The sequence below is a fragment of the Photobacterium frigidiphilum genome (assembly GCF_003025615.1).
GTDB lineage: Bacteria > Pseudomonadota > Gammaproteobacteria > Enterobacterales > Vibrionaceae > Photobacterium > Photobacterium frigidiphilum.
Window position 1 is genome coordinate 78,076 of record NZ_PYMJ01000010.1, and the last position, 14,201, is coordinate 92,276.

15 protein-coding genes and 1 pseudogene are annotated in these 14,201 nt (G+C 39.0%); 5 read left to right on the forward strand and 11 right to left on the reverse strand.

Annotation, left to right across the window (positions count from 1 at the left end; translation table 11 throughout):
* Window positions 1–66 precede the first annotated feature (66 nt).
* The 3 genes from C9J12_RS12075 to C9J12_RS12085 all read right to left on the reverse strand — a co-directional run bounded on the left by C9J12_RS12075 (window position 67) and on the right by C9J12_RS12085 (window position 4,584).
* On the reverse strand, window positions 67–582 hold the full coding sequence (locus C9J12_RS12075) for a ClbS/DfsB family four-helix bundle protein (RefSeq protein WP_107242944.1): 516 nt from the start codon (window positions 580–582) through the stop codon (window positions 67–69).
* Between the two features lie 87 nt (window positions 583–669).
* A complete protein-coding gene (locus tag C9J12_RS12080; RefSeq protein ID WP_107242945.1) occupies window positions 670–1,053 on the reverse strand; it encodes a carboxymuconolactone decarboxylase family protein in 384 nt (127 codons plus the stop codon).
* A gap of 228 nt (window positions 1,054–1,281) precedes the next feature.
* Window positions 1,282–4,584 carry an MSCRAMM family protein gene (locus tag C9J12_RS12085; protein WP_227876341.1) on the reverse strand — a complete coding sequence of 1,101 codons (3,303 nt, stop codon included), beginning with the start codon at window positions 4,582–4,584 and terminating at the stop codon, window positions 1,282–1,284.
* Window positions 4,585–4,962: 378 nt separating this feature from the next.
* On the opposite strand from C9J12_RS12085, the gene C9J12_RS12090 reads away from it, so the two are divergent.
* From C9J12_RS12090 to C9J12_RS12100, 3 genes are all read left to right on the forward strand, one after another.
* Complete coding sequence (locus C9J12_RS12090; protein ID WP_107242946.1) at window positions 4,963–5,223, forward strand: hypothetical protein; 261 nt, start codon at window positions 4,963–4,965, stop codon at window positions 5,221–5,223.
* Window positions 5,224–5,443: 220 nt separating this feature from the next.
* Window positions 5,444–7,306 carry a diguanylate cyclase domain-containing protein gene (locus tag C9J12_RS12095; RefSeq protein ID WP_107242947.1) on the forward strand — a complete coding sequence of 621 codons (1,863 nt, stop codon included), beginning with the start codon at window positions 5,444–5,446 and terminating at the stop codon, window positions 7,304–7,306.
* 89 nt (window positions 7,307–7,395) lie between these two features.
* On the forward strand, window positions 7,396–7,668 hold the full coding sequence (locus tag C9J12_RS12100) for a hypothetical protein (protein WP_041394317.1): 273 nt from the start codon (window positions 7,396–7,398) through the stop codon (window positions 7,666–7,668).
* Between the two features lie 131 nt (window positions 7,669–7,799).
* On the opposite strand, the gene C9J12_RS12105 is transcribed toward C9J12_RS12100, so the two are convergent.
* The 3 genes from C9J12_RS12105 to C9J12_RS12115 all read right to left on the reverse strand — a co-directional run bounded on the left by C9J12_RS12105 (window position 7,800) and on the right by C9J12_RS12115 (window position 9,237).
* Complete coding sequence (locus C9J12_RS12105; protein ID WP_107242948.1) at window positions 7,800–8,279, reverse strand: GNAT family N-acetyltransferase; 480 nt, start codon at window positions 8,277–8,279, stop codon at window positions 7,800–7,802.
* A gap of 206 nt (window positions 8,280–8,485) precedes the next feature.
* Window positions 8,486–8,803 carry an NAD(P)H-dependent oxidoreductase gene (locus C9J12_RS12110; protein WP_265416146.1) on the reverse strand — a complete coding sequence of 106 codons (318 nt, stop codon included), beginning with the start codon at window positions 8,801–8,803 and terminating at the stop codon, window positions 8,486–8,488.
* Between the two features lie 26 nt (window positions 8,804–8,829).
* On the reverse strand, window positions 8,830–9,237 hold the full coding sequence (locus C9J12_RS12115; protein WP_107242949.1) for a hypothetical protein: 408 nt from the start codon (window positions 9,235–9,237) through the stop codon (window positions 8,830–8,832).
* Between the two features lie 58 nt (window positions 9,238–9,295).
* Here C9J12_RS12115 and C9J12_RS31610 point away from each other — a divergent pair.
* A pseudogene (locus tag C9J12_RS31610) lies at window positions 9,296–9,427 on the forward strand (integrase); the annotation flags it as partial.
* A 57-nt stretch (window positions 9,428–9,484) separates the two neighbouring features.
* Here C9J12_RS31610 and C9J12_RS12125 read toward each other — a convergent pair.
* Complete coding sequence (locus C9J12_RS12125; RefSeq protein WP_107242951.1) at window positions 9,485–10,474, reverse strand: alpha/beta hydrolase; 990 nt, start codon at window positions 10,472–10,474, stop codon at window positions 9,485–9,487.
* 267 nt (window positions 10,475–10,741) lie between these two features.
* Here C9J12_RS12125 and C9J12_RS12130 point away from each other — a divergent pair, with 267 nt between their 5' ends.
* Entirely contained in the window at window positions 10,742–11,143 is a 402-nt protein-coding gene (locus tag C9J12_RS12130) for a YkgJ family cysteine cluster protein (protein WP_107243018.1), read from the forward strand.
* Window positions 11,144–11,239: 96 nt separating this feature from the next.
* Here C9J12_RS12130 and C9J12_RS12135 read toward each other — a convergent pair whose 3' ends face one another.
* The 4 genes from C9J12_RS12135 to C9J12_RS12150 all read right to left on the reverse strand — a co-directional run bounded on the left by C9J12_RS12135 (window position 11,240) and on the right by C9J12_RS12150 (window position 14,181).
* Window positions 11,240–11,599 carry a nuclear transport factor 2 family protein gene (locus C9J12_RS12135; protein WP_107242952.1) on the reverse strand — a complete coding sequence of 120 codons (360 nt, stop codon included), beginning with the start codon at window positions 11,597–11,599 and terminating at the stop codon, window positions 11,240–11,242.
* A 466-nt stretch (window positions 11,600–12,065) separates the two neighbouring features.
* A complete protein-coding gene (locus C9J12_RS12140) occupies window positions 12,066–12,944 on the reverse strand; it encodes a DUF4116 domain-containing protein (protein WP_107242953.1) in 879 nt (292 codons plus the stop codon).
* Between the two features lie 18 nt (window positions 12,945–12,962).
* Window positions 12,963–13,364: a response regulator gene (locus tag C9J12_RS12145; protein ID WP_107242954.1), complete on the reverse strand. Its 402-nt coding sequence runs from the start codon at window positions 13,362–13,364 to the stop codon at window positions 12,963–12,965.
* A gap of 370 nt (window positions 13,365–13,734) precedes the next feature.
* Window positions 13,735–14,181 (reverse strand): MauE/DoxX family redox-associated membrane protein, encoded by a 447-nt coding sequence (locus C9J12_RS12150; protein WP_107242955.1) that lies wholly within the window; start codon window positions 14,179–14,181, stop codon window positions 13,735–13,737.
* Between the last annotated feature and the right edge of the window lie 20 nt (window positions 14,182–14,201).

Genomic DNA, 14,201 nt, shown 5'->3' on the forward strand with positions numbered 1-14,201 from the left:
AAAAATCATAATACTCTCTAATTTCCATGTAAAAGCATCAATATGATCCTTGGTATACAAATATACTCACCTGATTCCATTTGTTTTTTTGAATCGTCTAACCTTGGTTCGAACATTTTTCATTGGTGATGATGTATTAAACTGAATCATACGTCCAAGCGTCCACTTTTCATACCAACTCACACCATAAAGAGCATGGTTATCAAGACTAACCACTAGCAGTAAAATATCTTGTGTTGTCGTTGTGAATTCACTTTGTAAGCTCGGGTAATCCCAATTTTGATAATCTTTTTGGAAACTCTGTGCCAATAATCCTAGCTGGTTCCATTTGTAGCCAGTCTCTGGGAAATCGACGCTTTGCCCCTGTGATTGTAGTGAATACCACTTCAAGACAAGCTTCCCCCAGCCAATCAAATATGCAAGCGTATCGCAAACACTAATAGCCGTACCTTTAACATTCCCTTCTATCGCAATTGTTCTCGACAATTCATCAGGAATTGAACGGTAATCATCTAACAACCTTCCCGATACAAAGGTGATTGCATTGATTAACTCATCTTTATTCTGGGGGATTGATGACATACATGACTCCATTCAACTACTCTAAACACCATAATAACAAAGCTCATTCAAACCCGAACTACTGAGAAATAGTGTTTGTTCAATTTTTTATACAGGTATTTCGTCACGAGATTCAAACACTTCCTTCGCAACAGTCATTCCATTTATTGCAGCAGGAAAACCCGCATACACAGACATTTGAAGGATAACCTCAGTAATTTCCTTTTGAGTACAACCTATATTCAAAGCACCATTAATATGCCCATTCAGCTGTGGCTGGCAGTTTCCAAGTGTGGTTAAAGCAGCAATTGTTACAAGCTCACGCGTACGGTAATCCAGCCCATCTCGCTGCAATATATCGCCAAAAGGATACTCAATTGTATACTTCGCAAGATCAGGGCAGACCTCACTAAAAGTATCTATTAAATTATTAGCGCCATTAGGCTCTAATTCATTCAGTTTTTCGGCACCTTTTAAGTATCTTTCACTCATTTTTCATCAACTTAGACAGACAAATCATAGAGTAATTAAAGTATCATTTTCTATATCAATAACCTATAAAGATTCAACAATAAACAGACTAATACTTATTTAAGTTGGTATAGCTCACTATCGCTACGATTCTTATCGTAGATCCCAAAAGAAAAGGAGGCATATTAGCCTCCTTCTATTTATTTGTATGATAATGTGAAATTAATACGTTTTATGTGTACCTACCCACTAGCGACACATTCTGCCTCTACTATATTTATTCAGTGCTAACGCCAACTTCTTTGCAGTCCTCGCATATTTTCGAGGCATATAGCCATAAGATCCATCGTACCCTACATGCAGTAACAAGTTTTGACCGTCTTGCATAAGACGAGAGGATTTATCACACATCGCGTAACCTAATGATTGATACACTTTCGCTTTCAATAGTTTACCAGCCAAATAATGAGCAGGTAAGCGTCGATTATTGTAATAATGGCTATTAAAAAGTGTAGAAAGTAACTCACAGCTATCAATACGCATATACCCCAAACTGTACGCATTATTTGCAACGTGTGCTTCCGTTACCTCGTAACCTTGCTTCATCACATAGCAGACCTCTTCCTGCGGCGGATAACTAGCCACCTTGTAGTACTTCACATTATTCAGCTCGAACACTAGCGCTTGCCCATTATCAACCATGAAGTTTACACAATAGGTACTGGTGCTTTTATAATCTACAGAGGTATCAGCATTTGGATTGAACACTTCGCTATAACCCAACTCAGGTTCAATCACAGAACTAGTATCTTTAGTGTAAGCAATTGATGTCTCTGCGCTACCATCACCATCGGTATCAACTCGCCAAATTGGACGCCAACCAAACGGAATATTCACTTCACATAAAGTATATTCGACGCCAGAGTCCAATTTTACGCCACCGAAATCTAAACGCGTAGGAGGCGTAGACGCCGACACATTCACCCCCGGCCCCGTTAGTGTAAAGTCCCAAACATCATTGGTTTCATATCCTTTAGTTAACTTAAGTACTTCCACCATGCCTTTTTCGCTATTGGTAAATGTACATTCTACGGTTTCACCTGAGTCTAACTCTATATTCACTCTACGATTGTTCACATCCACTGACGAGTTTTGACTACCCTCGGTACAAACAAGATTAGATAATGAGTAAGTAGGAGCCGGATTGTCTTCTGTTACGGTATAACTACCAGCAGGTACATTCATGAAAGTTTGGTTATTGGCGTCATTTAAGGTAAATGCTGTTCCCGCATCACCAATATTATGTGTAAAACCAAAACCTTCGCCTCCACTAGGCTCAGTCACTTTATGAATAATAATGGTACCAAGCTGTCGATTAGTGAACGAACATGCCTGAGTTGTTCCAGTATCATTTTCCGTCACTGTAAACTCACAACCAGTACTGGATATTTGCTCCCAACCGGGCTTGAGAGTTTCAGCTATTGTATACTCACCTGGAGCCAACTTCAGAGGACCAGCGTTATCTTGGAATAGTTCAAAAGCAGATGCGTTACTATCAGCGGTAGTTAGTTCAACAGAGCCTATAAGTGGGCTACCTGCTAATGTCATTAGCCAATCATTTTCAAGCCCTGCGGGCAGGGTAACTTTGTTTACCGATACTAATACCGGCGCATCAACCTCTGGTTCAATTAAAACAAAACTTGCTGTATCCGAACAATCATCAATCGTAGGCTGTGCAGGCAACGTAAGGTCAGCGGTTTGAATCGCAGGTCCATCAACAATCAATGTTCCGCAGGTACTAACACTCAGCATATATACGTCAGGAATAAGATCGCTGGCATCAATAGAAAGCACATTGTTAATGTCATCAAACATATACGTTAAAGTATCAACGACCACATTGCTGCTATTTTTAACTTCAACCTCACATGCCAACGTTTCTGATGGACCTAAAACAGGAATCTCGACTGATACCGTCAAATCAATAAGTGCGGTACTAACAATTGAAATATTCACAGGACTCTGACTAGACCCGCTGGATGCTGTTGCACCGTCAGATGCAGTTAACAATGCCCAGTCAGATAAAACACCGGATGTTGCTGTCGCAGCTGGTACAGAGACACGCTTATTAAAGACGACTGAGTTCGCAGCAGACTGGAGATCTGATGTCCATAATAAATTCTCATCATTCTGGTCTAAAAGAGTCGCTAATGTATAAGCCACACCATCGAGGGTAAAATCACCATTAGCACTACCTGCTGCCATACCCAATGCAGCATAACTGAGTCCATTCCCTGTAATTGTTTCAGTGTCGGTAATCACGGCTGTAGTATTGTCTTGAGAGCCTGGTTGAATACCAGCACCATCAGTGTCTAAGTCAAAGCTGGCACTTGTTTGACCTGTAATAGGTAAAGGCGCTAAACCTGAAGATGCAGGGTCTGAATATGTAGCAACCACGGTATCACTTAGATCAGTCACTCCTGCATCAGCAGAAAATGTATGTGTAAGTACATTCTCCTCTTGGTTGGGTTGTAATGTAATATCACCAGAACTTGCAATATCTAAAGGCACTATACCAGCCCCAATATTACCGCTAATGGTATCTGTTACATTGATCGTTATTTCACGTGCTGCTGGGTTTGTGGCGTAGATATTGGTGACCACCAATACTTCCCCTGCCGTGCTTGGAATAACGCTCCATTCAACCCTAATTTCAACATCTTGCTCATTGGTCACAGAGGTGTCACAAGTATCACCAAGGTTTACTGCTGTCGGGGAAGCTTGCTTGGTAACATTCCAAATATCACCACCACCTTGTGTCGCGGTCATGTCTTTACGCAGCGATGCTGCAACGATATCTTTGACTGGAATGGGTACTGTTCGCTTTCCTTTTGTAAAATCTTCTGATTCAAACATATACGCTTGCAGTGATGAACCACTAAATTGGCTGGCACCGATAGCCAAACGGCTAGCCCACTCAATAACACACGTTGTATTAGCATTTTGAGAGATCGTCAGTTCGCGATAAATAACATCATCAATACCACCAGTTACTGTACCAGTCTGATCAATCAATTGCGGACCAACGATTAAGCTACATGAAGGGTCGGAGAATACATTTAACGAGTCACTGGGGGATGTGATAATTTGCACATCAAAAATTTGGTCATACCCTTCTACACTATTAAGTGCATTATCGGCAGCAATGAGCACGTTATACTGTGCATTTGTACCATTTTGATTATTTTTCGTTATTAAGCGGTGTGGAACCAAATCCAGCTCATGCCATCCTTTCCCTAAGTTCCCTGACGTATAGGGTGTGTCATTCCCCCCTAAGCTATTCACATCTTGGCAGGTAAAATTGCCATCCGTATTCGGTAATGTACCACCAGGCGTTATCAATGGAGAGCCGTCATTTCGGCAACCTTCCAAGGTAAATTGCAGTGTATTGGGCGGCTCAACAAACGCAACTGAAGCACCTGAATAAAAAAACGACAACATACATACCGCACCGATCATGAGCAATCGGTTGGTTATACCAATGAATTTCATAGATTAAGCCCTTAATACAACTTGCAGGTTACACCCACAAAAAAAGAGTGAAAATGACAACTTTGTTTAGCTACTTGAAAAGAATTCAAGCCTTTCACAAAGCGTACCTCTAGCGTAGCCAATAGAAGTTGCCTCTTTGAAGGCTTTCATTAGAAGGGTTAACATTGATTAAAAGTGTTAAAGGCAATACTTAGCGTTGCGACTGAGATAAAAATCTTACCTACGTAGGAAGAATCCTTATTTCAAGAAATGCATACAAGACAAACACCTCTACATCAGAGGAATTAAAAGAGGAAAAAACAAAACAAATATGTTCTCTTTTTAATTTACGTCAATGACTTACCATACTCTCTAGCCTAATCACACGAGTAAGAAATCATGTTCTATTGGATGGATGATGAAGAGAATGCCCTGACTGGCGTAAGTCTATTACATAATGAACGTACTGACTGTGGTTACTATATTAGCGAGCAACTTATGATTGGTTATCACTCAAGTTATGAAAGTGCGCTTAAGTACGCCAAGATTATGCATCCCGATAAGCAGCCTAAAATGTGCCCACAATGCCTCAATTTTTTAGCTGAAATGAAACGCATCAAAACTCAATGCCAGCAAAACAAAGCCCAACATGTAGATTGAAACCGATATAATCCGCGTGCTTATGCCGCGGTTTCTCTGAAGTACTATTTACTCGGCTATAATTAATTACCTGATAAATATACCGTCAATAAAAAGGAAGTATCGTTACTTTTTTGACAGTTCATGTTTGAATTGTTCACATCAAAAATATATCCTCTCCCCACTTACCTAGGAAGTAAAAAAGCGCATTTATGATAATGATTATTCAGGCCGACTACTTATGCTGACATTCTTCACCAAAAACCTTGGCTGGCGAATTCAGTTTACGTTATCTCTGTTTGTCTTTATTACAGCTGTACCGATTGGCTTGATTTGGTATACAAGCTCTGAGCAAGTACTGATCAAAACCATAGAAAAACTCTATCACCATTCTAGCGAGGTGATTAAAAGTCAGTTAGACGATTTTTTCACCGAAGCCAATACCGTCTATAAACATCAGTCTCGGTTAGACATAAACTTGATTGAAACCATTAATGATCGTGACAACTTATTGGCACACATAGCCAACATTCTGAATCACCACCATGATATTGATTATTATTATTTTGCCAATAACCAAGGTGCTTTGCTTTCATTGGGGAAGATTCAAGATACGCAATATATTCGCTTTGAGTCCGATCAACCCAATGCAGGGCCAATTAGCAGTTATAACGTTGACTTCAATGGTAACGGCGAACATATTTTAGATCAAAAATCCTTTTTTGACCCTCGCGAACGCGAATGGTATCAAAGGGCACTGGAACAAGATCAACCTGTATGGAGTAATATCTACTCTGGGGCCATCGAGAATATCTTAGGTATCAGCCTTTCTAAAGTTTTAAAAGACACAGACGGCAACGTATTAGGCGTATGGGGGTTAGATTTAACGCTCGACAGTGTCACCAAGCAATTACAAAAGAGCAAATTGAGCCCTAACAGCACAGTGTTGTTAATGAACAAAAATGGCGAAATCATTGCCAGTACGAATAACAAGCACGCCCCAATAGATGGGCAACTGCTCAATGTGGCATCTGGTAAAACACCTCTTTTACAAACCATCTGGCCTACCATCTCGCCCGCAGAATATTACAAGAACAACTCAGCATATCAGTTCCGCTATGAAGGTGAACAATGGGTCTGTTTTACTTCCTATTATCCTCTCAGTGAGAGTCGGGACATTTTAGTATTGTTTCTAACGCCCGTTTCCGATTTCACATCTGAGTTCATCGAAACCATGCATTTTGCCATCATCATTACAGTGCTATTGGTTGGCATTGCAATATATTATGGCTCATACGGTACTAAATATATCCTCACACCCATCATACGGCTCACACACAGCGCTGAAGCCATTAGCCAAGGGAAATGGAGCCAACAAATCCACCTTGAACGCCAAGATGAGCTCGGTCAACTAGCACGCTCGTTTAATAAAATGATTGAGCACTTAAAATCTTACATCAACCAACTCAATACACATCAAGATGAAACCGCACGTTTAAATGCCTTGCTCGAAAAACAAAACCAGAAGTTAGAAGAACGCGTTCAAGCGCGCACACGCTCACTTACCGAAGCCAATCAAAAGCTCCAACAATTAGCGTATTATGATCCTCTCACCAACGTGGCAAACCGCCGTTACTTTTGGGATGAATTCGAACGCCAGTTACATCAGCCAACAGGACCCGCAGAATCACCATTACACCGTGGCTGGTTGTTTATTCTCGATATCGATAACTTTAAACAGTTTAATGACCAATATGGCCATGTAGTGGGTGATGATGCCCTCAAGTATTTCTCACATGTGTGCACATCATGCCTCAGTGAACAGGATATGATTGGGCGTATCGGTGGTGAAGAATTTGCGATTTGGTCAAACGTTATTCACCAAGCTGAAGCGAAAGCCATCGCCGATGCCATTCTGTCTGCGCTTGCTTTACAACCGCTATTCGAAACAGAACATAATGAAGCCATTACAATCAGCGCAAGTATTGGGGTTATACCCTGCCAATATGGCGATAAAAACTGCTACGCACGTGCCGATAAACAACTGTATAAAGCGAAAGCCGCCGGAAAAAACCAAGTATGTATAAACACACACAGATGCTAATGAATTGTAAAATGCAGACATCTGTCACACGCCCTTTCCCCTCTTTTTGATAAAAATGACATTAATCATTTAACTTAAGGAGGATAACGATGATGGTTCGCCCTACAGTTTATGCAGGATGTTGGATATGGGTAAACCCTCATGATTGCTTAATTACGCGAGTTCGATCAGCCAGTAATCCCTTTGGAGATTGCGAAGTGATTTTTGACCCATTAAACCCAACATGCAGAAATGTCTATTGGAATGACGAAAATTGGGCATTTACTGATAATGAATATTTCAGTACTGCGGCTGAATCAGTCCGTTTATCTCGTTTTGTAAAGGAACTGAAAAAGCAAATCATTGAAGAAGAGCAAAAATAACCTTCAGATGCTTTCACATTGAAAGCATCTTTATTTTCAATATGCAGCCTAATTACTCGCTTATTTCTACACAGACACACGTCAAACTAACAACGCCAAATGTAAGGTCACATAACATGTTCTACCGTCTGTTATAAAGCCTTTGTCATATACAGTAATGTCCAGTTTTGATCATTAAATATGCGTAAATCTGTCTCTTCATTTGTCACTTTAAAGCCAAGTGATTGGTAACAATTAATTGCTCTTTTGTTATGTCCAAACACAGCTAAATTTACCTTTTTTGCATCTAGAACTGTTTTTGCATAATCAATCGCTAATTCAACAAGTACTTTTCCAGAACCTTTTCCTCGTTGAACTTTATCACCAATCAAAACTCGGCATAATCGGTAAGTTGTTTGAGATTCTTGGAGTAACTCAATATAACCGATATTTTTATCCCCATGCCTCAAAATGAATGGCGTAATTTCTGGTCTTGTAACATGAGTTATAATTTGCTGCTCGGTTAATGGGTACTCGTATATAGGCCCACCCCAGAGATAGTTGAACTCTTCCGTTGGTATCCAATTAACCAACAACACATAATCCATCGTTGTGAATTTTTCTAAATGCATCCACCTCTCCTTGGCTTTATATGCTTCACGACATTTCCAAATCAGCAACTAGGATTCTTAGAGGATAAACCCGTCAGCCGAAAGCGGATTACTCTTGTCCTTGTTGTCACCATTGAATACGATGTCTGGTGTATTTCGAACGGGGTAAAATAGCGTTATATAAGATAACTCGGGCTTGTTCAACACTTCGGATATGTATATTACGACTAAACCTTTGCAGCAAGATTTGATACAAGCCTTCCCCACTTATCTCTTTGTACTTGTGTTGAGTTCATCACTGGGCCTATATAAGTTGTCGATATCTGCTTAAAGCCACAAAACTCAAGAATTGTACGTTTAAACTGTTTATATACTGGATTACCTTGAAACCAACGATAATAAAATGGTGGAGTGTCCATTGTTAATATAATATCCGCAGTTCTACCTTGAAGTAACTTCTCAGGAATTGTCCCTTTTCCTTTATACTTAAATGCGAAGCCTGGCAAAAAAGTTCGATCAATTAACCCTTTTAACTTCGCTGGCATGCCACCCCACCAAACAGGAACAACAGTTATGTGATCTTTCGTTTAAGCGCAATTTCTTGTTCCTTGAACAGTGCATAATCACTGGGTTTTCTACTTTTTGCTGCTGTGAACCATTGAATACCTGTGTCATCTAAATGGTTAAATTCCAATCGAAACTCATACTTACTACTTGTGACAAGGCCTAAAATTGCTCCGAAAATAAAACCCACAACTGGGAGGTATGAAGAAAATGCCAATCCGTATTCCTGATTTTCAGACGGGATAAATATAAACAATAAGCTTGAAGCTACTACTCCAAGTAATACCATCTTAAGTAAATGGTCTTTCCAACAGAGTACATTCACTTGCACACCAACAACTTTACTTAGATCGTATGTATCCGAATTTACACGCAATTTATTGTCTGATTGTTGAATCAATACTGAACTAGCCATTAAAATCTCCTCATATAGTAAATTTTCAACATCACATAACGTCGATTCCTTTTATTAACAACAGCTTACTAACTTAAAACTGCAAGGTAAATGCCCTGCAACCATTGATGCCTATTCACGTGCGGTGCGTCGCATTATCCACCACTTTGATAAAACACCCGACGCCCTTTTAACCGATATTCTTACCCAGCAAGAAGTCGGCCTATTGTATCGATACATATCCTTACCTGTTATGCGCAGTTCACAACTACTTAATCGCGTTTTCTATCCATGGACCAATAAGATCGGAAGCATTCAGAATTATTGAAAAATGATTTTCTTTATCAACTATTTCAATTTCCTTATTTGCTTTTTTATCACTGTATTTTTGTGCAAACATGGTTACTTTTAATGGGTCAAACGCCTCATCTTGCTTTCCTATCCACAACCCAAACTGTTGTACATCAGATAATTGAGTATCAGGCGAATGAGGCGTAACAGCGTTTGACATATTAACGGTGTTAAATGGCACAATTTCAGGGTTATCCCTTAACACTGCGTCTGGAAAATTGAATTTCACCGCCTTTGAATGACCTAAAAATAAACCACCACTTATAGTATTTATGACAAAATCTGACGTTTTTACTGTAGAAAACTCAAAGCCTTTATTTTCACCCTCCTCGTAGTTAGTTTCTGAACGAAAACCAAAATATGGCGAGAGGAATACATACCCATCAACGTCAGCTCTTTGATCCCAACTAGAATAATTAAGTGCTAGGCCTGCACCAGCCGAGTGTCCCCCGACAAAGATAGGAAGATTAGGATATTTATCACGGGCAATTTCAACCATTGTATTAGTGTCTGACCACACTTGTTCAACATCTGGAGTATCCCCTCGATCCCCCGCAGAGCTGCCATGTCCTCGAATATCTGGCATATATACGGCTATATTAAAACCATCACGTAAACCAGCGCCGATGTGATTATAGGTAAGCCCACTATGAGCACCCGCTCCATGATAAAAAATTAGAATTGCTTGTGCCTGTTGTGGAAGATAAGAGCGATATGCTAAAGAAACATCATCCGTTGCTTGTATATACTGAAGAGGCTCCATTGTTTTTTTAGGCGCATTTTTTATCTCAACAAGCGAGAAAAACTCTTCAGTATTTTGCTCATCTGAACTCGCGTATAAATTATTAGTCAGAGAAATAGATAACAGCATTATCCCTGCATTCATAATCATAGATTTTAATTTCATTAACAGTTCCTTTATTAAATAACTATCCAAAATTGGACTTTATTCCATTAGCTCTGCCACATTAAAATATACAATATGACTACAAAGTTGCATACGGATGCGTATTCATGCGCTTAACACTTGCCAATCCCTACAAAACCCTTTTTCAATTCAATAAGTAGACACGTAAGTCACCTACAAGTCTTATGGTGTCATCACATACACAGATAATTAAAAATACCATTGATGGTACAATACGGCTTTGCAAACCTTGCTAATTGGCGAATTATGAAAGATTGTAATCAATGCGGTAAATGTTGCATCAAATACGGAGGTGGTGATCTTTCGGCGACAAAAGATGAAATTGCTCTATGGGAAATATTTAACCCAGAAATCTTCAAATTCGTTAAAAATGGTGAGATATGGTTCGATCCTGAATCTGGAACAATACTTAAAAAATGCCCCTTTCTTGAACTTGCACCCAAAATAAACTCTCTTGCCCCAAATAAATATACATGCAGCATCTACTTAGATAGACCTGAAGACTGCCGTCATTACCCTAGTCTCATACCAGAAATGATTAGAGATGAATGTGAAATGATTGAAGCAATAGACTTAGTCAAACCGAAACAAGCTCAAAGAAGGTTAGATTTATTGATGAAAGGTAGTCGTCCTCCAAGCTACTCATAGGACGAATCAACGATGGCATATAACGCACTAAACCCCACCAAAACTGTGGAGTAAAATGCGTCAACTTGATCTTTTGGTTATGTTTATCTTGTGGTATCAAAAAGCAGCATTCCACTGTTCAGTATCAACAAACCACCTTTCCTCGTGAATTTTCCCGTCAACAAACTTAAATAACACTGAAAACTGAGAGCCAGATACTTTCTCAGACTTCCAACCAACAATCGAGATGACTTCATTTTTACCTTCAATTTGTCGCAACTCTGTTATTTCAAAACCAGGAGGAAGGAGCTCGCCAAGACAATCCAAAGCAGAGCGGAACGCAGCTCGTCCTTCTAAAATATCTGTTTGCCCCGGCATGATGAAAACCATTTCCTCTGCGTAGTCAGCCACTAACGTATCAAAATCTCCAGCACCTACTGCTTCCCAACCTCTCTGTACGATATCAGCTAAATTCATCGCCCTTACCCTCATAATTGATTATTCATCCACGAAACAATCGGACCACTTGCCCCTAAGGATGTATTGTTTTTTGAACAATTTAATTATAGAAGATACATACTTCTTAGTTCGCTAGAAAACATAACGCCTCTAACTTACTAACAAATAATAGTGGGCTAAACTTGAGCGAAATGAAGTCGTTTACGCAACTCTACCCTGATCCATTTTAATTTACTCAGGAGGCGCTTTTTGATGGTCTTTCGCTTCAGAATAATGCCTTTACGATTTCTAGTTAAATCCCAATTGTGGGTAAAATCAAGAAAATCAAACGTTTTTGGTCTGCGCGATTTACCTCGGAATGCATTCAATAGAGCAACTACTGCGCCAAACTTTTAAAATACGATAAATAAGAAGGAAAATCGCGACGATTGTCGAAAGAAAGGCACGAAAGAGTTCTGTTAACAAAATAAACTAGGGAATAGAATTACTCATCCTTCTGAATAATGAGTGCAATCTCAATTAGCTCAGGTGAATCGTTTTCATTTATTTCATATTTATGGCAGATTTTTTGTCGTACCATATCTGGCACAAATTTAATTGCAGCGGGCTTGTTTTTAAGTGCAATAATACATAATTCAAATGATTTGCTCTCAGAGGGTATAAACTCAAGTAGATCACCATCTCGTTGTACTGCTGTTACGCAGAGGCTTAATGTTTTGAATTCATCCGAAATGTATTCTATCGCACGTTGGTCTTGTTCTACAGCTGCAATCGCCATATAGATATCAATTACATCACTAGGTACAAACTGTATAGCTAAACCATAGCGACTGACTGCATCAAAACAAATTTCATAGCACCTCAATTCTACAGGTACAGAAGATATAGCCCATAAGTCATTCTTAACAGCTACCCTGCATAGTTCTGACGTTTTATAAGATTTGTGAATATATGCTAATACTCTTCCTTTCCTCTTCACTAATGTTAGTAAAAGTAACTCTGTAATGTATTTATCAGATACAAATTGAATTGCATCTGGATTATTATCAAGAGCTAACTCACAAAGATGAAAATTCTTGACCTCTTCTGGCACATACTGCAAAGATAATCCATTATTTCCAACGGCTATTCTGCAAACATCTTCACTCCTTAGTGTCATTGCTATGAATTGTAAAGAGATTCCATTTTGTCCTACGGCTAACATGCAAAGCTCATTACATTGCCATTCAGGCGGAACGTATTGTAACGAAATAGGATCAATTTCTATTAAACCTTTAATTATATCATTGCCAATTAAATCAGGTTTTATTGGCAAAATAGTATCGACAATTAACTCATTGATTATTTCTTTTGCGTTAAACATACAATTCCCTTTAATTGGCTATGAAGTCATATTCAGTTTGTATTTTTTGTTTTCTTCAAATTTCAATATGCTTCGTTTAACTTTAGCAACGGATAATGGCTTTATTAAATAATCTTGAGGTTTGCATAAAAGAGTACGCTTTACTGTTTCAGTATCACTTTCAGACGTAATGATAGAAATCGGTATTGTGGGGTAATTATTGCGAATGAAGGCTAAAAGTTCTAATCCATCAAGACGCTTTTCTATGTTTAAATCTAAAAAAATGCCTGTTATGTTTTCTTTTGAATTCAAGAGTACCTTATGCGCAGACTCAATAGTTGAACATTTCATGATCTCCTTAGGAGTAATGCATTTTCGAATGATTTGAGCTAGCACCTCTGCCATCACTTTATTGTCTTCTATTATCAAGAACTTGCTCATTCACACCTCAATTAAGCACCACAACGCACTGCAACTTAGTTGTTATTATTTATTGTTATAATAATAACCTTAATTTAACAAGTAAGCGGGAGTTTTTTTTGGGGTGCGTCACAAATTAACGAAGAAGTACTAGATATTGAATTAGCCATTTAAAGCTAGCACTCACTCAATATCAGTTTAGAAACGAGAAAGACCGCCATAACACATTATCGAATTTAGTTGTTCGGATAAATATTCTCACTAATACAATAACAACAACATCGCCGAGCCAAGAATGAAGACATTTAACCAAAAGCCACGGCGGCAAGGTACAGACGAGTGTTTATGTATATGCATAACGAGACCTTCTAAGTTATTGTAATAATTTGAATCACACCATATAAGGTGGGTTCTGTACCGAATTCTGTGCATTGAAAACATGCAAAGCACAGGCAACAATAGTGACAATTAAAAGAATGAAAAACTGCGGTTCTAACTCACGATAAACCAACGATTCTAATGAACCCGTCACGTAGCAGTTACAGTCTAAATTTAGCCCTTGTTGAATCGCAAAACCGGCTAAAAATGTATATAACGTAAAACAAAAAATGGTGGGTTTAAGACTCGCGATGTCAAAATACGCAAGTAACGCACAGACAGTTAACGCAAAAGGAAAAGCGAACGTTATGGGTTCAACATACATTGCTGGTATTAGCCCTGTATCAATGAGCAGTACGCCTGTATGTTCAGGCATAAAAAAGCCTTTTATCGCAATGGCTGCTACCGTAAAAAATACAAAACAAGTAATGAAGCGATGAACATATCCTTTGATTTTCATAACGTCGCCCTCTCCTTCAA

What these genes read in the sequence shown, in the direction of transcription:
- C9J12_RS12075 (WP_107242944.1), bottom strand. Translation starts at nt 582, where the DNA reads ATGTCATCAATCCCCCAGAATAAAGATGAGTTAATCAATGCAATCACC.
- C9J12_RS12080 (WP_107242945.1), bottom strand. Translation starts at nt 1,053, where the DNA reads ATGAGTGAAAGATACTTAAAAGGTGCCGAAAAACTGAATGAATTAGAG.
- C9J12_RS12085 (WP_227876341.1), bottom strand. Translation starts at nt 4,584, where the DNA reads ATGAAATTCATTGGTATAACCAACCGATTGCTCATGATCGGTGCGGTA.
- C9J12_RS12090 (WP_107242946.1), top strand. Translation starts at nt 4,963, where the DNA reads ATGTTCTATTGGATGGATGATGAAGAGAATGCCCTGACTGGCGTAAGT.
- C9J12_RS12095 (WP_107242947.1), top strand. Translation starts at nt 5,444, where the DNA reads ATGCTGACATTCTTCACCAAAAACCTTGGCTGGCGAATTCAGTTTACG.
- C9J12_RS12100 (WP_041394317.1), top strand. Translation starts at nt 7,396, where the DNA reads ATGATGGTTCGCCCTACAGTTTATGCAGGATGTTGGATATGGGTAAAC.
- C9J12_RS12105 (WP_107242948.1), bottom strand. Translation starts at nt 8,279, where the DNA reads ATGCATTTAGAAAAATTCACAACGATGGATTATGTGTTGTTGGTTAAT.
- C9J12_RS12110 (WP_265416146.1), bottom strand. Translation starts at nt 8,803, where the DNA reads ATGCCAGCGAAGTTAAAAGGGTTAATTGATCGAACTTTTTTGCCAGGC.
- C9J12_RS12115 (WP_107242949.1), bottom strand. Translation starts at nt 9,237, where the DNA reads ATGGCTAGTTCAGTATTGATTCAACAATCAGACAATAAATTGCGTGTA.
- C9J12_RS12125 (WP_107242951.1), bottom strand. Translation starts at nt 10,474, where the DNA reads ATGAAATTAAAATCTATGATTATGAATGCAGGGATAATGCTGTTATCT.
- C9J12_RS12130 (WP_107243018.1), top strand. Translation starts at nt 10,742, where the DNA reads ATGAAAGATTGTAATCAATGCGGTAAATGTTGCATCAAATACGGAGGT.
- C9J12_RS12135 (WP_107242952.1), bottom strand. Translation starts at nt 11,599, where the DNA reads ATGAATTTAGCTGATATCGTACAGAGAGGTTGGGAAGCAGTAGGTGCT.
- C9J12_RS12140 (WP_107242953.1), bottom strand. Translation starts at nt 12,944, where the DNA reads ATGTTTAACGCAAAAGAAATAATCAATGAGTTAATTGTCGATACTATT.
- C9J12_RS12145 (WP_107242954.1), bottom strand. Translation starts at nt 13,364, where the DNA reads ATGAGCAAGTTCTTGATAATAGAAGACAATAAAGTGATGGCAGAGGTG.
- C9J12_RS12150 (WP_107242955.1), bottom strand. Translation starts at nt 14,181, where the DNA reads ATGAAAATCAAAGGATATGTTCATCGCTTCATTACTTGTTTTGTATTT.